The organism is Shewanella marisflavi, assembly GCF_023283925.1.
GTDB classification, from domain to species: Bacteria; Pseudomonadota; Gammaproteobacteria; order Enterobacterales; family Shewanellaceae; genus Shewanella; species Shewanella marisflavi.
Window position 1 is genome coordinate 1,068,058 of sequence record NZ_JAKIKX010000001.1, and the last position, 25,312, is coordinate 1,093,369.

Consider the following 25,312-nt stretch of genomic DNA (forward strand, 5'->3'; position numbering starts at 1 on the left):
GATGCCTTTTATCACCTTAGGGACCATTGTCGTTGGTGGTCTAGCGCTAGGGATTTACCACATTTTGACCTTCAACACTTCGAAAAAAAGCACGAAGTAGCAATAGCCCCAGAATAATTAATAGAAGCCCTAGGGTTATGCTGGTATCAGTCGTCTTATTTAGAGACAGCAAAACCTAGCCGAGCGCTAGGCGCTGTCTTTTCTCTCATGGTGTATGTTTATGGCAACATAAGAGCACCACGCTAAAGTGATCTCAGTAGTAATTTGAGATTGGAAACCCCAAGGGAATTGTCTAGTTTTGTTAAGTCTAGATACGACTAGAGCCACTATTGGTAAAAGGTGGTAAGTCATTAGATCAGGTGTTTGGGACGTCATTGGTGGTGTTCTTTCTAATTTGGCGACATAAACCCATTGTTAAACAACAGCTTTTAGGAATATTCGAAGGAGAATAATGAGGCAGCACCCTAGTCGTTTTCCTGTTTGGGTTGTTTTATTTTTTAAGAGGTTGTGTTTTTAGACGTAGTGTTATTGACTCGCTTCGGTAAATTGACCCGCTTTATTTAAGGTGTTAGTTAACCTAATGTTCCATATTGGGTACTTTATTTGTTTATTTCATCAATATGTAACCATTTGGGGTCTTTATATGTGGGTGGAGAGTCCGCGTCAGCGCCTGCGTACGATTTGGCTTACAGCTATAAACCTGGTAGCAAATGGGTTAACAATCATTGGATGAGTTTAAACGGCAAAAGGGATGGTTTTACACGCGCTGATTTCTGCAGTCTAGAAAAGCTAAGTCCATTATTCAGTAAAAATAAAATTGACGTTATCATCGATGAAACCATTGAGCATGTCGCTAGCTGGCCTGCATTAGCTAAAGAGTGGGGCGTGCCTAAAACGCTTATTGAAGAAATAAACTCGAATTTACGCCTAAGCATATAGATGTGTAGGAGTAACAAGATAAAAGAGCATTACTATAGCGTCGTCCCAGCGGATGGGCCTTGCTTGTTGCCAGTCAAAGATGTTGTGCGACTCCGAAAGTAGGCTGCTTTTGTTATAATGGATAGTGGGCTTAACATGGGGAGCGGCATTATGTCACCTGAAACATTCATATTGTGTTCGTTAGCAGTATTTACGCTAGCCACGTTATTCATTGTTGCAGTGAGTTACTTCGCTAGCAGGAAGAAGAAAGGTTAGCGATCAAAGTGGTGTCGTTCATTGTTTTTTCGGTGTTATGGGAATTAAGACAGAAGTGATAATCAAGAAGCTTTAGCGTGTTTATCACATTTCGCAGGATCCCTATCTAACCATGTGCGAATAACAGACAAACTTATCGATCAGCTACTCGTTGGCTGTAATTCTCCAGATGATATTTTCGGTGAAGCTGGATTACTCAAACAACTCACCAACAAGGTTGCTGAGCGTGCCTTAAATGCCGAAATGGAGCAGCATCTTGGCTATGCTAAACATGCATCAGAAGGTAAAAACTCCGGCAACTCACGTAATGGGATGTCCACGAAAACAGTACGCAGAGTTCACGGTGAAATCGACCTGGATATTCCTCGTGACCGCAACGGCAGCTTTATCCCGCAGCTGATAAAGAAAGGTGAAAAGCAATTAGGTGGTTTCGATGACCGCATCATTTCTCTCTATGCTCGAGGCATGACGACTCGCGATATTCAGGCTCATTTCGAGGAATCTTACGGTGTCGAAGTCTCTGCAACATTTATCTCGCAAGTCACCAATGAAGTGCTGGATGAAGTGAAGCAATGGCAACAGCGGCCCCTCGATTCAGTGTACCCTGTGGTGTATCTTGATTGCCTGGTTGTCCGTAGCCGCGATTCTGGCGCTGTACAGAATAAATCTGTGTACTTGGCCTTAGGTATCAACACAGAAGGCGAGAAGGAGTTACTTGGCCTTTGGATGGCGCAGACCGAGGGTGCGAAGTTCTGGTTGTCGGTGATGAACGAATTAAGAAACCGTGGTGTACAATATATCTTGATTGCCTGTGTCAATGGCCTCAAGGGCTTCCCGGAAGCTATCGAAGCCGTATTCCCTAAGACTCAAGTGCAATTGTGTATCGTCCATCAAATTCGCCACTCCCTGCGATATGTAAGCTGGAAACAACGCAAAGCCATCGCAGCCGATCTGAAACGGATTTACGGTGCAGCAACCTTAGCTGAGGCGGAAATAGCCCTGACTGAGTTTGCAGAGAAGTGGGATGATGAACATCCGACCATAAGCTTATCTTGGCGTAACAATTGGGAGCATCTAAGCGTGTTCTTCGATTATCCGCCGGAAATCCGCAAGGTGATTTACACCACGAACGCCATTGAATCGCTGAACGCCAGTCTGCGAAAAATCACCAAAACCCGACGCTCGTTCCCGACGGATGACGCTGTAATGAAGATACTGTATCTGGCACTTCACCAGATATCGAAGAAATGGACGATGCCCATAAGGGACTGGAAAGCGGCCATGAGCCAGTTTATGATTATATACAGTGACCGTGTATCACTAAGACAAACAGCCACTTACACAAAAGATCTTACAGTCTCATAATAGAAGCCTCAGGAATCTGTTCTGACGGATAACCTTCATACCCTTAGCGTGATTTTAGAGCGCTTGCCAGGTTAATCTATCTGAATCATTGGTTTATAATTTTTTGCAGTAGAGTTTTATTTACGAGTGAGCTAATGTTGCTTCGAGTTAGAAGTTTCTTAGGAATTTAAATGAAGATAGTGGTTGTAGGGACGGGTTATGTTGGTTTGTCGAATGCCGTTTTGTTGGCGCAGCACAATCAGGTTTGGTCGTTAGACATATCTTCGCATCGAGTGGCAATGGTGAATGCCGGGCGTTCACCTATCGCCGATGACCTTATTGAAGAATATCTGCAAAACAAAAAATTACAGTTAAAGGCTACCACTGACAAAGACGTCTATCGGGGGGCTGATTATGTCATTATCGCTACGCCAACAGACTATAACCCCAAGACCAACCACTTCGATACGACGACGGTCGATGAAGTCACACAAAACGTTTTTGCCGTAAATCCTTCAGCTTGTATCGTCATAAAGTCTACTGTCCCAGTAGGGTTTACCAGAGTGCTAAGGAAAAAATACAACTCATCTAATATCATATTCTCTCCCGAATTCTTAAGAGAGGGTAAGGCCTTGTACGATAACCTTTATCCATCAAGAATTGTCGTCGGTGAACGTTCAGAGCGCGCCGAACGCTTTGCTCAGTTACTCACCCAAGCTGCACTTAAACCTGATATTCCACTTCTTTTTACGGGAAGTACCGAGGCTGAGGCGATTAAGTTATTTGCTAATACTTATTTGGCTATGCGAGTCGCTTATTTTAATGAGCTTGATACCTATGCCGAAACTCATGGTTTAGATCCTCGACAAATCATTGATGGTGTATGCCATGATCCAAGAATAGGGGATCATTATAACAACCCCTCATTTGGTTATGGTGGATACTGTCTACCTAAAGACACTAAGCAACTTTTAGCTAACTATGATCAGGTTCCCAACAATTTGATTGCAGCTATTGTTGATGCAAATCGAACTCGTAAAGACTTTATCGCAGATGCCATTATTGCCAAAAAACCTCGAGTAGTTGGCGTATATCGGTTGATTATGAAAGTGGGCTCAGATAATTTTCGAGCCTCAGCAGTGCAAGGCGTGATGAAACGAATTAAGGCCAAAGGGATCGAAGTGGTAGTTTACGAGCCTGTGCTTGAGGAAGAAGAGTTTTTTCGCTCTCGAGTTATACGTGATTTAGCAGAGTTTAAAGCGACGTCTGATGTTATTATTTCCAATCGAATGGTTGACGAGTTACAGGATGTTAGCGAAAAAGTATATACCCGAGACCTTTTTGGTCAAGATTAAGCGCGTTGCGCACAGTGGCAAAGAAGTGTGAGAAGAATAATATGAAGTACTTGGTTACTGGTGCGGCGGGTTTTATCGGTGCACGTGTCTGCGAGCGTTTGTGCGAAGCAGGTTTTGAGGTCGAAGGTATAGATAATCTAAATGATTATTATGATGTTAGCTTGAAGCTGGCTAGGTTAGATAAATTGACTGATTTAACTAACTTTAAGTTTAATCGAGTTGATCTTGCTGATAGGGAAGCCATGGCTGAGCTTTTTGCTAACGGTGGTTTCACTAGGGTTATTCACTTAGGCGCGCAGGCTGGTGTTCGCTACTCAATCGAAAACCCATATGCCTATGCCGATAGTAACCTGGTTGGTACGCTTGCTGTGTTAGAGGGGTGTCGACAACATGATATAGAACATCTGGTTTTTGCCTCTTCCAGTTCTGTGTATGGTCTAAACAAGAAGATGCCCTTTGCAACGTCGGATTCTGTCGATCATCCTGTTTCTTTTTATGCTGCAACGAAAAAAGCTAACGAGATGATGGCCCATAGTTACGCCCACCTTTATGACCTTCCTACAACAGGGCTGAGATTTTTTACTGTGTATGGTCCTTGGGGACGTCCCGATATGGCGCCAATGTTATTTGCCGATGCCATTACCTCTGGCAAGCCTATTAAGGTGTTTAACCAAGGGGACATGAGTCGCGACTTTACCTTCATTGACGATATTGTCGAAGGCATTCTTCGGGTCGCCGATAAAGTGCCACAGAAGCAGATTGATTGGACCGTAGAAAAGGGCTCCGCTGCTACCAGTAGTGCCCCCTATCGAATTTATAACATAGGCAATGGTTGTCCAGTTCGCTTATTGGATTTCATTAGCGAGTTGGAGGATGCCCTTGGGCTAAAAGCAGAGAAGGTTATGTTGCCTATACAGGATGGCGATGTTCAAGCCACCTGGGCCGATACTCAAGACCTCTTTAGTGCTGTTGGTTATAAACCACAAGTTGGTATCAGTGAAGGGGTCAAAGCCTTTGCTGAATGGTTTAAAGGTTATTATAAAAAGTAAATGCAAACGGTTAATGGGGCTTAAGGGCTAAGATACTTTGTTTTAGGAGAGTTGTATGTGTGAGTCGCATTCTAAAAGACTAAGAACAAGTAGCAAGCCTCGCAGCGTTATGGAGTAATGCGGTTGAAATGAGTAGACTAGTCCCTCTATTGTCATTCTTCTTTAACCTGGCCCCATGCTAACGGATTCGCCGATGAAATTCCTTGTTGATGTTCATGCCCATACCATTGCCTCAACCCATGCCTATAGTACGGTCCATGATTATCTGGCTGTGGCAAAAGAGAAGGGCATTAAGCTGTTTGCTATCACTGATCATGGCCCAGATATGGCTGATGCACCTCACTTTTGGCATTTCGTCAACATGCGTGTATTGCCTCGGATTGTCGATGGTATCGGTGTGCTGAGAGGCATTGAAGCCAATATTAAAAACGACAAGGGTGATATTGATTTCTTTGGTGACTACCTTGATGAACTAGATATCGTGCTAGCCGGGTTTCATGAGCCCGTTTTTCCACCATCCACTCAAGCCGCCCACACTCAAGCATTAGTCAATTGCATTGAAAGTGGCAATGTAGACATCATCAGTCATCCGGGTAATCCTGCTTATCCCATCGATATCCAACGTGTTGCCAAAGCGGCGGCGACTCACAATGTTGCCCTTGAGATCAACAACTCCTCATTTTTGACGTCACGAAAAGGTAGCTTGAAAAACTGCACCGCGATTGCCCAGGCAGTCAAAGAAGCTGGAGGCTGTTTGGTTCTGGGATCAGACTCCCATGTTGCTTTCAGTTTGGGTGATTTCGAGAAAGCTATCGAGTTGATTCAAGCAGTTGATTTTCCGATTGAGCGGATCTTGAATCGCAGTCCCAAAGCGCTGCTAGATTTCTTAACTGCAAGAGGTCATAAAGGGCTGGATGAGTACGCGGGGATTGTTTAAGGGAGTATGCTTCAATTAATGAGAGTAGTCTCGTCATGAGTAAAAGCACAACTGCGCTATCACTTATGGTTAAGTGAGGCTGCCGACCGAAACTCCACGTTCCACGACCCAAGCCCCAAGACTCACGACCCAAGCCGCCACTCCTCGACATCTAGGTAGCAAACTCCTCGACTCCCCCATCTTCCCTTCGATTACTTGTTATTTCTTTTTGGTATAAATAAATTAATATTTATAACTTCTAAAAGGGCTCCGTGCTGGTATTATCCTGTTATATGCCGAATTTTGGTTAACCATGCTTAGATTTTATGTTGAATGAAATGTAGAGTAGGTTGGCGTATCGGTTAATAGCAAATTGATAACATTGGAATAAAACGGAAAGCCATATGTCGACACAGCAAACCCACCTTAAACAACTCGAGGCAGAATCGATTCAGATCATGCGTGAAGTTGCCGCAGAGTTTGAGAATCCCGTGATGCTATATTCCGTAGGCAAAGACTCCTCGGTGTTGCTGCATCTGGCGCGCAAGGCATTTTATCCTGGCAAAATTCCGTTTCCTTTACTGCATGTCGATACCAACTGGAAGTTCAGGGAGATGATTGAGTTTCGCGATCGCATGGCTAAGCAGCATGGTTTCGACCTTATCGTGCATAAGAATCCTCGCGGCCTGGAGATGAATATCTCGCCCTTTACCCATGGTAGCGCCAAACACACGGATATCATGAAGACACAAGCGCTTAAGCAGGCACTTGATATGCACGGCTTCGATGCCGCTTTTGGTGGCGCGCGCCGCGATGAAGAGAAATCTCGTGCCAAGGAGCGCGTCTACTCGTTTCGTGACAGCAAGCACCGCTGGGATCCTAAGAACCAGCGCCCTGAGCTTTGGAATATCTACAACGGTAAGGTCGACAAGGGCGAGAGTATCCGTGTATTCCCGCTGTCTAACTGGACCGAGCTGGATATTTGGCAATACATCTATTTGGAAAATATTGAGATCCCATCACTGTATCTTGCCGAGCCGCGTCCTGTGGTGAAGCGCGATGGGACGTTAATCATGGTCGACGATGATCGCATGGAGCTTGAACCCGGTGAAACCGCAGAACATAAGATGGTGCGTTTTAGAACCTTGGGCTGTTATCCGCTGACGGGCGCCGTCGAGTCTCAGGCAACCACGTTGCCGGAAATTATTCAGGAGATGTTGTTGTGTACTACCTCAGAGCGACAAGGACGGGTGATCGATAATGACTCCGCCGGCTCGATGGAAAAGAAGAAGATGGAAGGTTACTTCTAACTCAAGGCTTTGAGGTTTTAAGCATCGACGGCCCATAGGCCAGGTACGCAGCAGATAACGAATACGAGAAACACCATGACTACTGAAAACACATTATTGCAGACTGACATTGAAGGTTACCTAAAGCTTCACGAAAACAAAGATATGTTGCGTATCTTGACCTGTGGCAGCGTGGACGATGGTAAGTCGACCCTGATCGGACGCTTGTTGTTCGATAGCAAGATGATCTTCGAAGATCAGATGGCGGCCATTGAAAAAGATTCCAAGCGTTTTAACACCACAGATGAGGCCTTCGATTTGGCCTTGCTGGTTGATGGTTTGCAGTCAGAGCGAGAGCAGGGGATCACTATCGATGTGGCCTACCGCTACTTTGCCACCGAGCAGCGTAAATTCATCATTGCCGACACCCCAGGCCACGAGCAGTATACCCGCAACATGGCTACAGGTGCCTCAACCTCTGATCTGGCGATTATTCTGATCGACGCCCGTCACGGGGTGCAGGTACAAACGCGTCGTCACAGCTATATCTGCTCACAGCTGGGCATCAAGCATGTGATTATTGCCATCAATAAGATGGACGCCGTGGGCTATGACCAAGGTATCTATCAAGGGATCAAGAAGGCTTATCGTGAGTTTGCTAAAGATCTCGCCTTTACCGACGTGCGCTTTGTGCCGATCTCGGCGCTTAAGGGCGACAATGTGGTGAACGAAAGCGAGAACATGACCTGGTACCCGGGCTCAACGCTGATTAAACTGCTCAATACCGTTTCTGTGGAGCAGGACAGAAGCGAGTCATTCCGTTTTCAGGTGCAATATGTCAATCGTCCAAACCTCGACTTTAGAGGCTTCTGCGGCACGGTTGCGTCGGGCGAGATCCGTGTCGGCGATACGATTGCCGCCTTGCCATCAGGCAAAGAGAGCCGCATCAAGTCTATCGTCACCTTCGATGGTGAGCTGGAAAAAGCGGTAGCGGGGCAAGCGGTAACCCTTACGCTCACCGATGAGATAGATATCAGCCGCGGTGACATGTTGGTGCGTCCTCACGATAAACCCAATTCGACCACTCATTTTGAGGCCGATGTGGTGTGGATGACTGAAGAACCCTTGTGTGTCGACCGAGAGTATGCGCTCAAGTTAGGCAGCAAGGCGGTATACGGTTATGCCGATGCCATCAATTACAAGGTGGATATCAATCACCTGACCCAGCATAGTACCCAGCAACTGGCGCTGAACGAGATGGGTAACTGTCACTTCTCGGTCACCGAGCCGGTGCAGTTTGATGCCTATGACGACAATCGTGCAACGGGCGCCTTTATCATCATCGACAGGCTCACCAATGTGACAGTGGGCGCGGGAATGATCCGCAAGGCGATTGACGCTGGTAAGGGCAAGCAACGTGAGATCTCCGCCTTCGAGCTTGAGATGAACGCCTTAGTGCGTAAGCATTTCCCGCATTGGGGTGTTAAGGATATCTCCAAGGCATAAGCGAATCTAAACCGATGCTGCTCGCATTAGCGCAGCAGCATGTTGCCGGATTAAGATAGGACACTATGACATTAGGACACTATGACATTTAACGCTTATCTCACCATCGCCATCTTTGTCGCGACTATCGCGGGCTTGGTGCGCTTTCAAAACCGGCCTGCGCTGGTGTTTGGCGTGACCCTGCTGGTGTTGGTGGCGTTTAACCTGGTGACTAAAGAGCAGCTACTCTCCAGTATGTCGAACCCGGGTTTGGTGACCTTGGTGCTCTTGATCCTCTGCTCTTTTGCGCTAGAGAAGACCCGGCTATTGCGGGTCATCGCCTCTAAGGTGATCGTGAGCGGTTATCGTACCACCTGGCTGCGTCTGTTTGGCATGACGGCGCTGAGCTCTGCCTTGCTCAACAATACAGCTGTGGTGGCCACCTTGTTGTCGCCGATCCGCAATAACCCCCATCATGTGGCGAGTAAGTTATTACTACCGCTTTCTTATGCGGCAATTCTGGGGGGCACACTGACCCTGGTCGGTACCTCGACCAACTTAATCGTCAACAGTATGGTGATTGATGCATCAGGTCAGTCGCTCTCTTTCTTCTCTTTTACTGCGATAGGGGCCTTGCTGGTTTTGGGCTGTGGCCTGGTACTGCGTTTGGTGTCACGCTGGCTGCCGGATATCGCCCATCAGGAGACCTGCTCTAAAGGTTATTTCATCGATGCCAAGGTGGTCGAGGGCTCAGAGCTCATCGGCCGCTCGGTAGAAGATAATGGCCTAAGGCACCTCGAATCGCTGTTCTTAGTTGAGGTGGTGCGAAACGGGCGCCTTATCAGTCCGGTCACGCCTACCGAGGTACTACAACTCGACGACAGACTAATCTTCAGCGGCGATATCACTAAGGTGATGCAGCTCAGCCAGTTCTCTGGCCTTGAGATGTTTGCCGAAAAAAATGGTCTGCTTGACACTAACCTCACCGAAGTAGTGGTGAAACAGGAAAGTGTGCTGGTGGGCAAGACCATGAAGAAGGCTGGCTTTCGCGCCCTGTTTGACGCCGCTGCGGTGGCCATTCGCCGTGATGGCGAAGAGATCTCCGGTAAGCTCGGTGAGGTGCAGATTAAAGCCGGTGACTTTTTAGTGCTGGCGGTCGGTAAGGACTTCCTTACCCGCCACAATATCAGCAAGAACTTTATTGTGATCAGTGGCGTTGAGCCTGAGACCCGCATTAATGGCAAGAAAGCCTGGATCTCCATAGGCGGCTTTATGTTGACCTTGACCCTTGCCGCCACTGGCGTGGTCGAGATGCTACAAGGCATGTTATTACTGCTGGGCGTATTGATCTTCAGTCAGTGTCTCAATGTCAATGAGGTGGTGCGCCGTTTCCCTGTGGATATCTGGCTGGTGGTCGCTTCGGCCATCTTGCTGTCTCACGCGCTGGTTAATAGCGGCGTGGCAGAGTTAGTTGCCAACTGGGTAGAGAGTAGCGCAGATAGCGATCATCTGATGTTAGCGTTACTGCTGGTCTATCTGGCCACCTGGCTGATGACCGAGCTTGTGACCAATAACGCGGCGGCAGCTTTGATGTTTCCCATCGCCTACAGTATCGCCTTAGGCTTTGGAGTCGATTTTCTGCCCTTTGTCATGACGGTGGCCTTTGCGGCGAGCGGTAGCTTCATCAGCCCTTACGGTTATCAAACCAATCTCATGGTGTATAACGCCGGGCGTTATCGTCTGATGGACTTTGTCAAAGTAGGTGTTCCTGTGAGTTTGGCCTATGGTGCGATTGTTTTGTTAGCCGTGCCTGTGTTCTTCCCATTTTAGTCATGGGTTTGCTCAGTCTTAACTCACTGCCTAGCAGTAAAATTTGATTTTTAAGGAAAGCCGATGTCCCCCTATAAGACAGTCGATGTAAATGTGAAATCCAGCGATGTCCAATGGCATCAGGCCAGCGTGTCTCATGATGAGCGTACGCAGGCCAATGGTCATAAAGGTGCCGTGCTTTGGTTTACCGGTCTCAGTGGTTCAGGTAAATCCACCATTGCTAATGCGGTTGATCGTCTGCTGCATGACAAAGGCTGTAAGACCTATGTGCTCGACGGTGACAATGTGCGTCACGGACTTAATGGCGACTTGGGTTTTTCTGACGAGGACAGGGTTGAGAATATTCGCCGTATCGGTGAAGTGGCTAAGTTATTTGTCGATGCTGGCTTGTTGGTTTCAACCGCCTTTATCTCGCCTTTTAGCGCCGATCGTAAGATGGTGCGTGACCTGCTGGGCGCGGGGCAGTTTATCGAGATCTTCATCGATACGCCGCTTGATGTCTGTGAGCAGCGCGATCCAAAGGGGCTCTACAAAAAGGCCCGAGCAGGGGAGATTAAACACTTTACCGGCATAGACTCAGCCTACGAGGCGCCACTGTCGCCAGAGGTGCATGTCAACACTGCTGAGCAATCGGTGCAGCAGTGCGCCGAGCAGGTAGTGGATTATCTCGCCGAGCAGGGGCTGCTGAGCGCGGTTGCTACAGAGCTATAGCGTCCTAATACCGATTAACCAAGCGTCCAACTCCTACTCCGTATAAGAGTATGAACCTTATAACCTTTCCCTAGCTAAAAGTTATATAGTGCAGTAGCGGATATTCACAATGCTGCTTTCACTTCTACTCAAAGCTAAAAAACGGTCTTCTGTTGCCAGAAGACCGTGCCAACATGCTAATAATGTTTATTCACTATCGCAGTGATTGTCCTCATTGAATGCGGTATTGCTTGAACCTGCGCCAAATACTCTTATATCAGCTTTGCTTCCAATATTATCAAAGTCTGAGTTACTTAATGCTATACATTAGGGTACATCAAGTTGTCGTAAAGGTATCCAAAATAATACCTTATTGCCTACTAATTGTTGGTGGTGTACTATTAATATAAAGTAACTCCGATAATCGGGACAGATGATGAAAATTGATGGCGCGATTAATAAACTAGACAAATTCGATAAGAAAGGTATACACGTTTTTACTAAGCGAGATCTGCGTCGTCTGTTTTTTGAAGATACGGACACAGGCTTTAAACAGAGCGTCACTCGCCTCGTAAGACGCAATATTTTGGAACAACCCGTGAAAGGGGTTTACGTTTATGTGCTTAGCAAGAACAAAGGGCGCCGAATGATTGAGATGATCGCGAGTGCTCTTCGGAAGTACGATTACAACTACGTTTCTCTTGAATCAGCGTTGTCGCAATACGGAGCTATTTCACAAATTCCAATTGACCGTATCACTATCATGACTACTGGAAGAAAGGGCATTTTCAAAACGCCTTACGGTGTTATTGAGTTTACTCACACTAAGCGAGATCCGCTGGATATCATCGATAACACGATCAAAACTGATCACCCGTTGAGAATCGCGACGCCTGAAGCTGCGTTTAGGGACTTGAAGAGGGTAGGACGAAATATAAATATGGTGGATAGGAGAGTACTTAATGAATGAAAGTTTTTCGGCTTTAGTTCACCGAATTATGGAACAAGGCAATTTGTCTCAGATGCAACCAGTAGTCGAAAAAGAGCTGTTGCATTACGACATCATTTACTGCCTGGAGAAGAAAGGACTATTAGATGACTTGGTATTCCAGGGCGGGACATCTTTGCGTCTTTGTCGCGGTGGTAGTCGATTCAGTGAAGATTTAGACTTTGCGGGTGGCGTAGATTTTTCTGCGGATAAGCTTAAAGAAATCAAGACTTGTATCGAAGAGTACATTGGTAAGCGGTACGGACTTGAGGTTACCGTTAAAGAGCCTTCAACATTGAAGGAGCTTCCAGAGTATGCAGAGTTGCGTGTAGATAAATGGCAAGTCGTAGTGGTGACTGCACCAGGTCGAAAGGAATTGCCGAAGCAAAAGATTAAACTAGAGATTGCGAATGTTCCTGCTCATCAACCTGAGCCAGTTGCGCTAAATATTAACTACGAGTTTTTGCCCGAGGGCTACGCTCAAACTATCGTTGTAGCGGAGAGTATAAATGAGGTGTTTGCAGACAAAATTATCTCGTTACCAGCCACTCAAAACTACGTGCGCTATCGTGATATATGGGATTTAGTTTGGTTGACTCAACATAACGCTAAGTTCGATGAAGATTTGGTGCGACGTAAGATTGAGGATTACCGACTTGACAATTACCAAGCGATGTTAGACCGGGTTCTGGAACGTATCCCATCGATGATTGGTGATGCAGCTTTCAAAGAACAAATGGTTCGATTTTTACCGACTGACATCGTAGAAAGAACTTTGGAGTCATCGAAGTTCATTCAGTATCTTGAAGCAACGCTGATCAGTTTATTCAAGGATGTTAAGTCAACGTTGTTCGAAGCAAGACAAGAGTTCGAATTTAAGATGTAGCGCTGCAGCATTTAAGTACTCACAAAGATATCTAAAAAGATACCTTTGTGAGTACTTTGTACCTATGATCATCGCGCTCCAAAGGGCTCTACAAAAAGGCCCGAGCAGGGGAGATCAAACACTTTACCGGTATAGACTCAGCCTACGAGGCGCCCGGTTCGCCAGAGGTGCATGTCAATACCGCCGAGCAGTCGGTGCAGCAGTGCGCCGAGCAGGTAGTGGATTATCTATCCGAGCAGGGTCTGCTGAGCGCGGTTGTTACAGAGCTATAGCGTCCTAATACCGATTAACCAAGAGTCCAACTCCTACTCCGTATAAGAGTATGAACCTTATAACCTTTTCCTAGCTAAAAGTTTTATAGTGTAGTAGCGGATATTCATAATGCTGTTTTCACCTCTACTCAAAGCGAAAAAACGGTCTTCTGTTGCCAGAAGACCGTGCCAACATGCTAATAATGTTTATTCACTATCGCAGTGATTGTCCTCATTGAATGCTGTGACGGCTTGAATAAATGCCGAATACTCTGATCTATCCGCTTTGCTTACTACATCATTAAAGTCTTTCTCGAATAAGAAAGCTTCAGCGTCATTAAGTAACTGTACTGTGTAAGAATTATTTGTATTGAGTTTAGCCGCTATCAACTGGGCATAGAGCATGCTGTAGGTTTTACCTTTAGCACTCCAAAGTGATCCATTATAGGGTTTATCACCTTCCTCTTTATCACCGAAACGGCCAATGATTTCATCGATTAGCAAGCCGTTAATGGTAACCGTGGCGCCATTCCAAGCGTGGTTCTTCCAATATCCAATCGTTTTACTGCACATGACTAATGGGCCTGTAGTCATGTCACCATAAAGGTGATCAAATGGCAGATCATCTTTGTACATTGGATAATTACCGTTAGCTACGGCAGAAGCGTCAACGACGCTTAACTCTCTAATAGCGTTACCTATACCGTTTGAGCCTAAAAGGTTGCCCAGGCCTCCAGCACGAAATGCCAGCCCCGTGTAGCGGTCAGAAACAGGACCGATAAGTTCTACGCCTACTGTTTCTGAGGGAGGAATGGGAAGGGTAAGCTCGAAAAGACCATTCTGGTTGACCATATACAGTGTGCCGTATTGATCAAATGCGATATCACCACCATTACCTACGGTTAATATCCCGACTAAAGTAGCCTCTGCTGTAGACTTGTTTATTGAATAGAGTCCGCCTGTAGTCTTATTGGTAACATATAGCGTCCCATCTGGAGATACGGCAGCTTGATCAGAGTCTCCTGAAAAGTTCGCTAGTGAGCCTATTAGATCTACTGTAGCGGTGGCGACTTCATATTTAATGAGGGAATTGTTATCGATTAACCATATGATACTGCCGTCTTGTTCTGCGGCGAGTGAATCGACATGGTTGAAATCAACGATGCCGTCTGGCAACAACGACAGGTTTGCGTGCCCACTAACTGAGTCTATATCAACGCGATATAAGGCTGATTTTCCATCAGCAGGTCCCATGGTATCTGAAAGATAAATAACATCATTCACTGCGAGTGCGGAAAGCGAGAAACTCGCAATTACTGACGCTAGTAACACATTACTCTTTTTCATTTCTTTAGCTCCTTGCTTGTCCGAAAGCTATCGGTGCATATTACGCCGATAAAAAACGGGCTCCGTTATAATGTAGTTAACGGTAACCCGGCTATCTCGAACTTGGAGGAGACCCGTGGTTTTGCGTCTCTGTATTGCTACAGGTTTGCCTTTTCGTCCATAAGGTATAGCAGCAATTTGAACAAGTGCAATTTGTTTAGGATGGCTAAAAAGCGATAGCAGATGGTTGAGACCGAAATTACTCGACTGCTATCAGAAAGATATAGGTGCGCTAACTCTACTGGCGGCATCTCATTATATTGCCAACCATCCCCAACCAAGCTTCAGTTAAACTGCTATAGCCACAGCTGAAACGGTCATATCTTTTGTGTAAGTGGCAGTTGCTCAGCGTGATACATGATTAAATCGCTTATAGCATTATTAATAGCATCAGAGGCATGCCAATGGGGCAGTCACCACAATGCAATTGATTTTACAGATGCTTAGGGTTCTTTTATCTCGATACAGGCCTGATTGCGCCCGAGGCTTTTGGCACGGTAAAGTAGCTTGTCTGCCTCCCCAAGCAATGTCTCTTTGCTTTGGTAGTCATTGAGCCAAATCATTCCGCCAATACTCACTGTCAAAAAGCCGCTGGCCGATGCGGCGTGGTTAATCGCAAGCTTGGCGATGGCCTTTTGAATCCGCGCTATAACGTTTTCTACTCCGGCTCTTTGGGTATCGGGGAGCACTATCACAAACTCTTCGCCGCCATAGCGCGCCACTAAATCCGCAGGTCGTCGACAGCTTTCTCCCAAAGCCTGTGCCACTGAGCATAGCGCCTCATCTCCCATTTGATGTCCGAAGTTATCGTTGTATTGTTTGAAGTAGTCGATGTCCACCATCAGTACACAAATTGCGCTGGACTGGCGTTGTGCCAGGATCAGCTGGGTTTCAATATATTGGTCAAAGAAATGGCGATTCTTCACACCGGTTAGGCCGTCTAGAAAGGCAAGCCGACGTAATAAATCGCTCTGCCGCTTGAGCATCAAGTGGGCCTTGATACGGTTTTTCAAAGTATTGGCGTTAAATGGCTTGGCGATAAAGTCGACTCCACCGGCTTCCCAGCAGGCATTTTCGTCATTTTGCCCCTGCAGACCGGTGATAAAGATAACCGGGATATTTGTGAGGTTAGGATGCTGTTTCATCAATTTACAGGTAGCCAGACCATCCTGTTCGGGCATCATGACGTCCATCAATACTAGGTCTGGCAGCATCTCAAGGCATATTTCAATGGCTCGGCGACCAGAGGTGGCCATTAGCACCTGGTATTGGTTTTTGATAATGTGATTAACTATCTGAATGTTGGATGGTTTATCGTCAACGATCAGTATCTTAGCAGAGCTATCTTCGGAGTCGTTAAATGGCTGTTCCTGATTCATCATCCTATTTCCTCTACTCCTTGGAAGGCCGCCAGTAACACAAGTGATTGATTAAAATCCAAGCTATTAGCGGCATTCATTATTTTTTTTGTCAGCGCAGCATCCTGTTGTGCAAGTGATCCGCGCAGACTTTCAAGTAAATCCAGCGCTGCCATGTCAGATTGACTCAATAGCTGCTTTAACACATTGAGTTGTGCCGCCAGCTCTGCATTAGGTATTGAGGTGTGTGTTGTGACCTCAGGCTTTTGGGCGTGTGTCGAAAGTAACTGTTGCAATTGTTCCAGTTGTAAAATAGTCTCAGCGAGCGCTCTGACCACATCTCCATCGGGGGACACGTTCTGTTCACCTTCCTGACGGCTGCTGTCTTCGGCTTGCTTTAAGAGCTGAGCTAACGCTGTAAACCCACAGCTGGCTGCTCCACTTTTGAGGCTATGGTACTGAATTATAGCGTCTTTAATCGGTAACTGATGTAAGGATAGTCTAGTTTGTGTATGGCGAATATCCAGCAAAAATTGATTTATCACCTCGGTAAATAAAGCACGGTCGCCCAAACGCTTGCAGGCATATTTTAGATCTAGGCCATTGGCCTGTGAAAAGTGTATGACGGCTTTCGGCAATGCATCTTTCGGCAACTGAAACGGCTCGGCAGTGTCTAACGTTCCATCGTTCGTGTCCATTAAGGATGTCGTACTAATATGCTTCTCTTTTCCTGAAGAGCCATTTGGCATGCTCAGGTACTGGTGCAGTTGCTCCGCTACTCGTTCTATCTCAAAAGGTTTAGAAATATGATCATTCATGCCAGCATCTCGGCAAGCCTGCTTATCTTCCGGCATGGCGTTAGCTGTCATGGCGATAATAGGTAAGTCGGTCAGCTTGAGTGCTGTGCGAATATTTCGGGTAGTTTCGTAACCGTCCATTCCAGGCATCTGGATATCCATAAGTACCAAATCAAACTGTTGCCGAGTGAGGATTTCCAATGCCTGAAAACCATCAAAGGCCTCGGTGACATCGGCGCCAAGCTGACTCAACAGACTGGAGGCAACTAAGCGATTGGTGGCATTGTCTTCTACCAATAGCAACCGCCTGCCAACCAGACTGGGTGCCAATGGCAGGTGAGGTAACATATCCAAACAATCGTCGCTGTGATTGTCCAATACTCTTTGTAGGCAGACGCTCAACATATCACGGGTAACAGGTTTAATCAGAGTGGCATCAAACTCTTCTTCGCTGTGTTTAAGTTGCTCTTCTAGTACGGTTTGGCTATAAGCTGTCACAATTATGATGCCGGGCTGTTTGGCTAACGACTCTAGTCGTCTTATCTGTGACGCCAGCGTTAGCCCGTCCAACCCCGGCATCTGCCAATCAAGTAGCAAGACGTCAAAGGATTCCGGCGCCAGATCCTCGATGGCCTTCATGGCGGTTAAACCATTGTCGAGCGCAGTAACTTCGCAACCCATATTCTGCAGCAATTCTTTGATCACCAAGCGAGAAGTATCGTTATCTTCCACCAGTAATACTTTCACACCGCGAAAGCGGCTATCCTGACTAATGGAAGTATTGTTAAATCTTAGTTGTACGTCGATGAAAAAGGTACTGCCTACTCCAGGGCTACTGGTGACACGGATGTCACCACACATCAAGTACACCAGTTCACGGGTAATGGCAAGACCAAGCCCCGAGCCTCCGAAGCGCCTTGAAATTGATGAGTCTGCCTGAGAAAAACCCTTGAAAATGATTGCTTGCTGAGGGTCTGTCATACCAATTCCAGAGTCCTCGATTTCAATGTGTAAGTGACAAATGCCAGTCGGGTCAAGGTTGGCATCGATACGAATGATAATGTTACCCGTTTCGGTAAACTTAATAGCGTTGCTGGTGACGTTAAGTAAAATTTGCCTTAGTCTAAGACTGTCGCCAATCAGCTGGTCTGGCACAGACGGAGCAACCTGATATACCAATTCGATATCTTTTTCCTGCGCCTGTGAAGAAAGAATACTGCTCATTTCCCCCAGCAACTGTTGTAATGAAAAGTCTTGTTGCTCGAGTTCTATGCGGCCAGCTTCAATTTTGGAAAAGTCCAGAATGTCGTTTAATAGCGCCAACAGCGATTTGGCCGCTTGTTGGGTCTTTTGCAAATAGTCCCTAGAGCGGGGGGGCAGATCGGTTTGCAGCGTCATTTGTAACAGCCCAAGCACGGCATTCATGGGGGTACGAATTTCGTGGCTCATATTGGCCAGAAATTCTGATTTGGCCTGACTGGCTCGCAGCGCTTGTTCACGGGCATCAGCCAGCTCTTGCTCACGCTTCAGCTGGTCGGTTAGGTCGTAGGCAATCCCTAAATATCCCATGATGTCCTTGTCTTCACCGTATAGGGTGGTCACACTTAGTTTGACCGTAATATGGGTGCCAATTTTACTGACATAGGTCCAATTATTGGTGTCGACTTTGCCAATTCTCGCCTTGACGATAAAGGCATCAAAACCAGGCTCAACAAGGGTGCCCAATTCCTGAGAGAGCTGTGCCGCCCTACGTACCACTTCTTCTTCCAAATGGAAAATAGCTGGTGTCTGGAGTCCAATCATTTCCTTGGCACTGTAGCCAAGAAGTCGTTCGGCAGACGGATTAAACACGGTGATCATTCCATCGGGATCTGTGGCAATAATCGCGTAGGCTGCGGCGTCCAATATAGTTCGCTGCAATATGCCCATTTTTTCAAGCTGTGAAGTGCGCTCATGAACCAGTTGTTCAAGCTTGGCTTTAGCACTGAGTAAGGCTTTTTCTTCGGCGCTAGCCAGATCACGACGATGTTGTAAAACTGCTGCCCGGCGCATCCATGCAAGTTGGCCGGTGTATACTAGTACGGCAATCAAGAGGCTGACCAACCAGGAATTGATTAAGGAAGAGGAAGGTTCAGGCAAGCCCATTTGCTCTAGGAAAGTGGGATTCGGTGACAACCTTAAATGCCAGTCTCGCCCGAAAAGAGCGATATAGGCGTCTACTTGATATTGGGTTAGGGCTTCTTCATGGGCACCGCGCTGAAAAAATTGCTGGGTCGTTCCTTTGGTCACATCATTAATCGTTAATGTCAGATGTTCTTCCAAGCCTGAAATGGAGTTGAGTACCTCGTCAATGAGAATGGGAGCGTAGCTCCAGCCAATAAGGTTGGCCAAACCAAGATCTTTGGGAGCTTCAGGAGCAGCGGTTCGATAGATCGGCATTAGTATCAAAAAGCCCTGCAGACTTTTCTGAGTCGCCTGTACGAGTGTAATGGGGCCAGTTAGAGTAACGCTGTTTTCCCGTGCCGAACGCAGGGCGGCCTGACGACGGTTCTGCTCTGAGCCAATGTCTAGGCCAACCGCCTGCCTGTTACGGGATTCAGGCTCTATAAAACGGATAATAAAGAGGTCATCTTTGTGGGGACTAAGCTGACGAAGTTCAAAGCGTCTATCGGGGCGTTCTCTAGCACTGGTATCAAGAAACGTATCTAATGCCGAAACCGGTACATACTGAATAAAACCAAAACCGCGAGCCCCAGGAAACTCATAGCTGTAGTCTCGGCTTTGGGTGTACATCTGCATGCGAGTATAGTCAAATTTATCAACACCATAAGTGAGCATGGCGCCCCGCACACCTCTGAGGCCGTATTGATAGAGTGATACTTTTTCAGTCACGCCAGTGGTTATCTGTTTCAGCCTTTCCTGCATGACCTCTTGAACACGCTGCTGATTTTCAAGCTGTTGTCGTTCTGCTAATAGGCTGCCAACCACGTAACCAACGATTAGGATTAAAATGGGCACCCAGAGTGAGAACAATGACTGACGTGATAAAGATGGCTTCAACTAGTGACTCCCTGACATGCGTTCCTCTATTCGATGAGGCAGTGAAAAATCGCTGAAAAAACATGAGGTTTAAATAATAGTCCTATTCACAAAACATCGCTACTTTTCTCTTACTTGCATTGTGGATTATTAGGTGGACAAACAATGTTCTTAAGTGTGATTTTGCTTGTGTTCCTAAAAACATGGTTTGTAGCAAGGAAGGCGCAAAAGGTGGAAGGTTTAAGCCCTCCGATGAAGTGTTGAGAGGTCAGAACAAGCTGGCGCGTCCCCTAATCAATAGGTTGGCGCCAGTGTATGGAGGAGGTGGCTCACGGGGAAAGCCTTAATGCCTGTTGATGCTAAGGCTTAAAAACTTCTCTCCCACAGGGCATACAGTGTGGCGTCCCAATCGTCATTGCTTGCTCGTACAAACTCACGATAACTCACTGTGCCGCCAAGTTTTAGCGTGCCCTTTAGCAAAGGCCTATGGTAGCTGGTATCAAGTTGGTATACCCGCTCATATTCACCTGGCGAAACGGGGTTGCCGCCAGCCTCGTTGCCGGTATCGATTGCATCGGTGTTGAGTCTAAGCCAGCGCAATTTATTGGTAATACTGTGGCCGCGCCCTAACTGAGTGATCCCACCAATGACTAAGGTTTCAGAGTCATTGTCATAGGTACTGCCGAGGCTTTTGCCATAATAGCGGTAGCCGCTTTTATAAAAACCATGTTCATACAGACAGTTGTACGCATTGGGGTCAATGCCGCAGGCAACCTTGGTATTGGAATATTCAACAAAGAAGCGAGTATTAATTTCGCTAATCATAAAATCGACTCCACCCATGTTGGCGGCGTTGATCAACCTGTTTTTGCCGTGGTGGTAGTCTTCATGAATGCGTTCATAGTAGATACCATAGGGGATGCCAAAGGCGGTGTCTGACCAGCGAAAATCATAGCCAGCGAGCATGTTCTCTTGGCCATTTTCAATTTCGCCTTCCGATTGTCCGCCATTAAACAAGCCGTCCCACCAGTCACCCAGACTATTGCCATATCCTTCGCCGCCCCATTGCATGGTCCAGGAGAAGCCTACCTCGAGTTGAGAAATAGGTCTGAATGTGCCTCGAGCGCCCCAATGTTTGGTGTCAGGCACATAGCGGTCTCTCTCCATCTCACTGAAACTGGTGGTAAAGGTCCAAGGGCCTATCCAGTTAAGCCAAGGCGTCTCGAAGGCAGCGCTATTATGGCGACTAAAAGTAATGCCCGGCATAGGGCGAGCATTGGTCGTTTGGATTAGACCTGAATCCCAGCCCGGTCCCCAGTATTTCTGCTGAGCGCCGGCGCTGATAATCCAGTTACCTAGCATTACCGCAGCAAAGCTGTTGTCCAGTCGAGTGCTTTTACCATCTATTGGATCTTCATGGTAGCTGGCAGAGAGTCGGCCGCTAAACCATTCTTTAGTGACCTCGACATCTACCGTGGCTTGCGCCTTATCTCGGTAGTCATGGCCAAACCCCAAAAAGCGCGCGGTATCGGTTGCGGCGCTCAGGGTAAAGCTGGTATCTAAGCCTTGATGATCTTTGGCATAAGCGTTTATCACCCTGTCGTAGGCAGCAGCCTGAGCGGAAGTGAGCTTAGAGAGCTCAGCGCTATCGAGATCTTGTTTGATACCAGCCCACATCAAGGGATAGGTCGTCACAGGTTGCTTGATGATCCCGGTATCGGCAAGCAATTGAATGTCAGCGCGTAGCGGTAGATCTGTCGGCTCAATCCACCAAGCCGCTTGGCTGGAGAAACTGCACATAAGCAGTAGGCCTGCCGGGAGATATTTGTTCATATGAAGGCGAAATTTCTGTCATTTAATCATGGGCAGATTTTATAAGTAATCAATTAATATACAAGGTAATTGTACATTATTGTGCGATGAGAGCGTATTTGTCATTTAGCTGTTTCAAAGCAGTGGCCTATCGGTATTGTATTTGTGAGACTTGAGTTGGTGAGTCGTTGTCGGTATTACGTAGCAGAGTAGAAATGAAGCCGTGTATAAGCCAGCTTTAGCCCACAGCGACCATGCCTGAATACGAATGCAAGTCGTGTTAAAGGCTTTTCTTGGGGTAGTGGCTAGCTTAGTATCTTTTAAACAAAGTATGATCAAATTGTTATTAAATTCTTGGGATCAGAGATGGCATACTAAAAGGCATCGAGCAAAGAAGAGAATTCATATTGTGAGTCATACATTTAAGCAAGAATGGTTAGCCGAGTTGGTCGAGATTGCCAAACAAGCGGGCGAGGCAATTATGGCCGTTTACGGCACCGATGAGGTCGAAGTCACGGCCAAGGCTGATGATAGTCCTGTGACGGCTGCCGACCTGGCCAGTCACAAGGTGATTGTTGATGCGTTGGCGCGTTTAACCCCTGAGATCCCCGTGATGTCAGAGGAGGCGGCCGATATCCCTTGGGAGACCCGTCGTCAATGGCAGCAATATTGGCTAATAGACCCGCTTGATGGCACCAAAGAGTTTATTAAGCGTAATGGCGAGTTTACCGTCAATATCGCCTATATCGAAAATGGTCGCGCCGTGGCCGGTGTGGTTTACGCACCTGTATTGGATAAGTGCTATTACGGCGCTCTGCACCTGGGAGCCTGGTTAGCCCACGGCGATCAGCTGGTTGAGTTGACACAAGAGCAAGTTAAAGCGCCGAGTGTGCCAAGAGTCGTAGGAAGCCGCTCCCATGTGAGTCCTGGCTTAGCCGCCTATCTCGATGAGCTGGGCGAGCACACTATGACCAGTATCGGCAGCTCGCTTAAGTTCTGTCTGCTGGCAGAAGGTAAGGCAGATATCTATCCCAGATTGGGCCTCACCAGCGAATGGGATACTGCGGCGGCTCAGGCTGTATTAGAGAGTGTTGGCGGTAGTGTGATCAATGCTGATACGGGTCAGCCGCTGGATTACAACCAGAAAGAAGACATTTTAAATCCCTACTTTATTGCCACGGCGAAGCATTGGCTCGAAAAGTAAGATAAAGAGAATAAGATTGGAGCAGAGAATGATGAGAATGGGTGTTGATTTGGGCGGAACCAAGATAGAGCTGGTGGCCCTGAGCGAAGCGGGCAAGGAGCTGTTTAGAAAGCGGGTCCCCACACCACGAGAATACAATGCCACCCTGGATGCTATCGAGGCACTCGTCAACGAAGCTGAATCCACATTGGGCCAAAAGGGCACAGTGGGTGTCGGTATCCCTGGGGTGATCTCGCCTTTCTCTGGTCTGGTAAAGAATGCTAACTCTACCTGGATCAACGGCCATCCCCTCGATCTGGACTTAGGTGCACGCTTAGAGCGTGAGGTTCGCGTGGCCAATGACGCCAACTGTTTCGCCGTTTCCGAGGCTGTGGACGGCGCCGCGGCAGGTAAGGGATTAGTGTTTGGGGTGATCATAGGCACAGGCTGTGGCGGTGGTATTGCCATCAACGGCAAGGTGCATGGTGGCGGTAACGGTATCGGCGGCGAGTGGGGGCACAATCCGCTGCCTTGGATGACCCCTGATGAATTTAATTCGACCGAATGTTTCTGCGGTAACAAAGATTGTATTGAAACCTTTATCTCTGGTACCGGCTTTGTGCGCGACTATAAGGCCGCTGGCGGCGATGCCCCAAGCGGTATCGAGATTGCCCGTAGGATGGAGCAGGGCGAGGAGCTGGCAACTGCAGCATTTGAGCGCTTTATTGATCGTCTGGCGCGTTCACTGGCGCATATGATCAATATGCTCGACCCGGACATTATCGTGCTCGGTGGCGGTGTGTCTCACATTGAAGCCATCTACCCGAGACTACCAGCCGTACTGTCTAAGTATGTGCTTGGCGGCGAGTGTCGTACTCCTGTGGTGCAAAATATGTATGGCGGCTCATCTGGCGTGCGCGGCGCCGCTTGGCTGTGGTAATGACTTACGTCCGGCGCTAGGTTACACTTGCCCCCACTTTTCATTGGGGGCAAAGGATAGCCATGTTCTGGGTAAAAAAACTAATTTCACAACTGTTAATGCCGATCCCGTTATCGGTATTTCTTCTGTTTATCGCCATCGTAATACTCAGGCGACGTAAACTGGTCAAGACGCTGATTGCTTCATCCTTTACTATCCTCTTGCTGCTCAGCAGTCAGTGGGGCAGTTATCAGCTGGCCAATACCCTTGAGCAACAATATCCGGTGAATAATACGCCCATGGCGCAGGGCTGCGTGGTGATGGTGCTGGGTTCTGGCCATGACTCAAGCATCTCTGAGCGGGCAACGCTGCAGCTGTCGGCTACGGCGCTGGCTCGCCTAACAGAAGGCGTGAGGCAACTCGGTCTTGGTCAGCAATGTCAGCTGGTGGTTAGCGGTTGGGGAGGCAGCGACGCCATTCCTCAGGCTCAGGTAATGGCCAATGCAGCCATGGAGCTTGGGGTAAAGCCTGAGCAGATCATTCAGTTTCCGCTGGCAAAGGATACCCTGGAAGAGGCACAATTTCTCGAGTGGGAAATTGGTGATAGGCCCTTTAGGCTGGTGACCTCGGCGACTCATCTGCCTAGAGCTATGATGATATTTCACCAAGCAGGCATGCATCCTCAAGCGGCGCCTGCCGATTTTATTGCCCGTGGCGGCTATTGGTGGCAGTTAGATGCCCGTAATCTGTTGGCTTCTCAGCGGGCCATTCATGAGTATGTGGGACAGGTTTGGCTGAAGATTAAATTTGCCCTAGCAGATTAACGTTTGGAGATTATGGAACAAGAAGCTGTTGTCATTCGCGCAATGACTAAGCGCAATGCGCGTACATTCACCTTAGTTGGCATCATCGCCTTGGCCTGTGCTTTGGTGATGTTTATCCTCTCCAAGGCGCTTATGGGGCCGGGAATGGTATGTTTTATTTTCGGCATGATCTTTACTGTGCTGGGAGCGGCTAAGTGGTTGCAACCAGATGTGAGTATAGAGCTGCGCCGTAGAGGCTTGGTGTATCACCATCACAGGGGCACCATCTACATGGAGTGGCAGAACATACAGCGAGTCGATATTCCGCGAAGTATTCAGTCTTTTGATAGCCATGATCTCCCCTACATAGGGGTAAGGTTAAAGTCTTTGTGGCCGTTGATCGATGATATTCCGCCAAGACTGGCTACCGGGCTATTGAGTGAGCAGCGCCCGCTGTTAATGTCTTCGCTGACCTTAGATGGTGAGCTGGCGGATCTGGAGCGTTATCTTAACTCTGAGTTCACCCCATTTACCCTGGAAGGAGAGCAGCTTAAGGGGGTACAGGCAATGTTTGCCCGGCGCTGCGAGCAGCTCAACACGCAACTGGGTTACCATGTCTATCTGCCTGTGGATTGTTTAGACCGGGAGCCGAGGGAGTTTATCGCCCTGGTTCGGGAATATAAAAACAAGGCCACACAATAGTGTGGCCTTGTTACTCAAGCCATGCTGGGCTTTTAT

At 47.5% G+C, this 25,312-nt stretch carries 19 protein-coding genes, 1 pseudogene and 1 riboswitch; of the genes and pseudogenes, 16 read left to right on the plus strand and 4 right to left on the minus strand.

The features are described 5' to 3' along the window. Positions 1–603 precede the first annotated feature (603 nt). From L2712_RS04625 to L2712_RS19120, 12 genes and pseudogenes are all read left to right on the plus strand, one after another. A complete protein-coding gene (locus L2712_RS04625) occupies positions 604–939 on the plus strand; it encodes a HipA domain-containing protein (protein ID WP_248977023.1) in 336 nt (111 codons plus the stop codon). Between the two features lie 369 nt (positions 940–1,308). Next, positions 1,309–2,559, plus strand: a complete 1,251-nt coding sequence (locus L2712_RS04630; protein ID WP_248977024.1) for an IS256 family transposase — start codon at positions 1,309–1,311, stop codon at positions 2,557–2,559. Between the two features lie 170 nt (positions 2,560–2,729). After that, positions 2,730–3,893, plus strand: coding sequence for a nucleotide sugar dehydrogenase (locus L2712_RS04635; protein ID WP_248977025.1), 1,164 nt, complete (start codon positions 2,730–2,732; stop codon positions 3,891–3,893). 41 nt (positions 3,894–3,934) lie between these two features. Then, positions 3,935–4,942, plus strand: coding sequence for an NAD-dependent epimerase (locus L2712_RS04640; protein ID WP_248977026.1), 1,008 nt, complete (start codon positions 3,935–3,937; stop codon positions 4,940–4,942). Positions 4,943–5,135: 193 nt separating this feature from the next. Next, positions 5,136–5,879, plus strand: coding sequence for a phosphatase (locus L2712_RS04645; protein ID WP_248977027.1), 744 nt, complete (start codon positions 5,136–5,138; stop codon positions 5,877–5,879). 383 nt (positions 5,880–6,262) lie between these two features. Then, positions 6,263–7,168: a sulfate adenylyltransferase subunit CysD gene (gene cysD, locus L2712_RS04650; RefSeq protein ID WP_088904985.1), complete on the plus strand. Its 906-nt coding sequence runs from the start codon at positions 6,263–6,265 to the stop codon at positions 7,166–7,168. 75 nt (positions 7,169–7,243) lie between these two features. Further along, the gene (cysN, locus tag L2712_RS04655) at positions 7,244–8,653 is read left to right on the plus strand and encodes a sulfate adenylyltransferase subunit CysN (protein WP_239884948.1); all 1,410 of its coding nucleotides are present in this window, start codon (positions 7,244–7,246) and stop codon (positions 8,651–8,653) included. 81 nt (positions 8,654–8,734) lie between these two features. Next, on the plus strand, positions 8,735–10,462 hold the full coding sequence (locus tag L2712_RS04660) for an SLC13 family permease (protein WP_248977028.1): 1,728 nt from the start codon (positions 8,735–8,737) through the stop codon (positions 10,460–10,462). Positions 10,463–10,525: 63 nt separating this feature from the next. Continuing rightward, positions 10,526–11,173: an adenylyl-sulfate kinase gene (gene cysC / locus L2712_RS04665; protein ID WP_248977029.1), complete on the plus strand. Its 648-nt coding sequence runs from the start codon at positions 10,526–10,528 to the stop codon at positions 11,171–11,173. 412 nt (positions 11,174–11,585) lie between these two features. After that, a complete protein-coding gene (gene abiEi / locus L2712_RS04670) occupies positions 11,586–12,122 on the plus strand; it encodes a type IV toxin-antitoxin system AbiEi family antitoxin (protein ID WP_235363982.1) in 537 nt (178 codons plus the stop codon). After that, positions 12,115–13,026 (plus strand): nucleotidyl transferase AbiEii/AbiGii toxin family protein, encoded by a 912-nt coding sequence (locus L2712_RS04675; protein WP_033540872.1) that lies wholly within the window; start codon positions 12,115–12,117, stop codon positions 13,024–13,026. Before abiEi ends, L2712_RS04675 begins: the two co-directional genes overlap by 8 nt. 80 nt (positions 13,027–13,106) lie before the next feature. Beyond that, positions 13,107–13,298 (plus strand): annotated as a pseudogene (locus L2712_RS19120) (adenylyl-sulfate kinase); the annotation flags it as partial. 186 nt (positions 13,299–13,484) lie between these two features. Here L2712_RS19120 and L2712_RS04685 read toward each other — a convergent pair. The 4 genes from L2712_RS04685 to L2712_RS04700 form a co-directional block, all read right to left on the minus strand. Beyond that, on the minus strand, positions 13,485–14,624 hold the full coding sequence (locus tag L2712_RS04685; RefSeq protein ID WP_248977030.1) for an NHL repeat-containing protein: 1,140 nt from the start codon (positions 14,622–14,624) through the stop codon (positions 13,485–13,487). A 78-nt stretch (positions 14,625–14,702) separates the two neighbouring features. Beyond that, positions 14,703–14,784: riboswitch (cyclic di-GMP riboswitch) on the minus strand. Positions 14,785–15,106: 322 nt separating this feature from the next. Then, complete coding sequence (locus L2712_RS04690; RefSeq protein ID WP_248977031.1) at positions 15,107–16,045, minus strand: GGDEF domain-containing response regulator; 939 nt, start codon at positions 16,043–16,045, stop codon at positions 15,107–15,109. Next, positions 16,042–19,878: a response regulator gene (locus L2712_RS04695; protein ID WP_248977032.1), complete on the minus strand. Its 3,837-nt coding sequence runs from the start codon at positions 19,876–19,878 to the stop codon at positions 16,042–16,044. The genes L2712_RS04690 and L2712_RS04695 overlap by 4 nt, the downstream gene beginning before the upstream one ends. A 345-nt stretch (positions 19,879–20,223) precedes the next feature. Continuing rightward, complete coding sequence (locus L2712_RS04700) at positions 20,224–21,690, minus strand: capsule assembly Wzi family protein (protein WP_248977033.1); 1,467 nt, start codon at positions 21,688–21,690, stop codon at positions 20,224–20,226. Between the two features lie 388 nt (positions 21,691–22,078). Between L2712_RS04700 and cysQ the strand changes: the two genes are divergently transcribed. From cysQ to L2712_RS04720, 4 genes are all read left to right on the plus strand, one after another. Beyond that, entirely contained in the window at positions 22,079–22,873 is a 795-nt protein-coding gene (gene cysQ / locus L2712_RS04705; RefSeq protein ID WP_248977034.1) for a 3'(2'),5'-bisphosphate nucleotidase CysQ, read from the plus strand. Between the two features lie 28 nt (positions 22,874–22,901). Beyond that, complete coding sequence (gene mak / locus L2712_RS04710) at positions 22,902–23,792, plus strand: fructokinase (RefSeq protein ID WP_033540072.1); 891 nt, start codon at positions 22,902–22,904, stop codon at positions 23,790–23,792. Positions 23,793–23,854: 62 nt separating this feature from the next. Next, positions 23,855–24,595, plus strand: a complete 741-nt coding sequence (locus L2712_RS04715) for an ElyC/SanA/YdcF family protein (RefSeq protein WP_248977035.1) — start codon at positions 23,855–23,857, stop codon at positions 24,593–24,595. Positions 24,596–24,607: 12 nt separating this feature from the next. Continuing rightward, positions 24,608–25,276 (plus strand): DUF2982 domain-containing protein, encoded by a 669-nt coding sequence (locus tag L2712_RS04720; protein WP_248977036.1) that lies wholly within the window; start codon positions 24,608–24,610, stop codon positions 25,274–25,276. Positions 25,277–25,312 lie beyond the last annotated feature (36 nt).

Coding starts and splice junctions, on each gene's coding strand:
- L2712_RS04635 (WP_248977025.1), top strand. CDS start 2,730: ATGAAGATAGTGGTTGTAGGGACGGGTTATGTTGGTTTGTCGAATGCC.
- L2712_RS04640 (WP_248977026.1), top strand. CDS start 3,935: ATGAAGTACTTGGTTACTGGTGCGGCGGGTTTTATCGGTGCACGTGTC.
- L2712_RS04645 (WP_248977027.1), top strand. CDS start 5,136: ATGAAATTCCTTGTTGATGTTCATGCCCATACCATTGCCTCAACCCAT.
- cysD (WP_088904985.1), top strand. CDS start 6,263: ATGTCGACACAGCAAACCCACCTTAAACAACTCGAGGCAGAATCGATT.
- cysN (WP_239884948.1), top strand. CDS start 7,244: ATGACTACTGAAAACACATTATTGCAGACTGACATTGAAGGTTACCTA.
- L2712_RS04660 (WP_248977028.1), top strand. CDS start 8,735: ATGACATTTAACGCTTATCTCACCATCGCCATCTTTGTCGCGACTATC.
- cysC (WP_248977029.1), top strand. CDS start 10,526: ATGTCCCCCTATAAGACAGTCGATGTAAATGTGAAATCCAGCGATGTC.
- abiEi (WP_235363982.1), top strand. CDS start 11,586: ATGATGAAAATTGATGGCGCGATTAATAAACTAGACAAATTCGATAAG.
- L2712_RS04675 (WP_033540872.1), top strand. CDS start 12,115: ATGAATGAAAGTTTTTCGGCTTTAGTTCACCGAATTATGGAACAAGGC.
- L2712_RS04685 (WP_248977030.1), bottom strand. CDS start 14,624: ATGAAAAAGAGTAATGTGTTACTAGCGTCAGTAATTGCGAGTTTCTCG.
- L2712_RS04690 (WP_248977031.1), bottom strand. CDS start 16,045: ATGATGAATCAGGAACAGCCATTTAACGACTCCGAAGATAGCTCTGCT.
- L2712_RS04700 (WP_248977033.1), bottom strand. CDS start 21,690: ATGAACAAATATCTCCCGGCAGGCCTACTGCTTATGTGCAGTTTCTCC.
- mak (WP_033540072.1), top strand. CDS start 22,902: ATGATGAGAATGGGTGTTGATTTGGGCGGAACCAAGATAGAGCTGGTG.
- L2712_RS04715 (WP_248977035.1), top strand. CDS start 23,855: ATGTTCTGGGTAAAAAAACTAATTTCACAACTGTTAATGCCGATCCCG.
- L2712_RS04720 (WP_248977036.1), top strand. CDS start 24,608: ATGGAACAAGAAGCTGTTGTCATTCGCGCAATGACTAAGCGCAATGCG.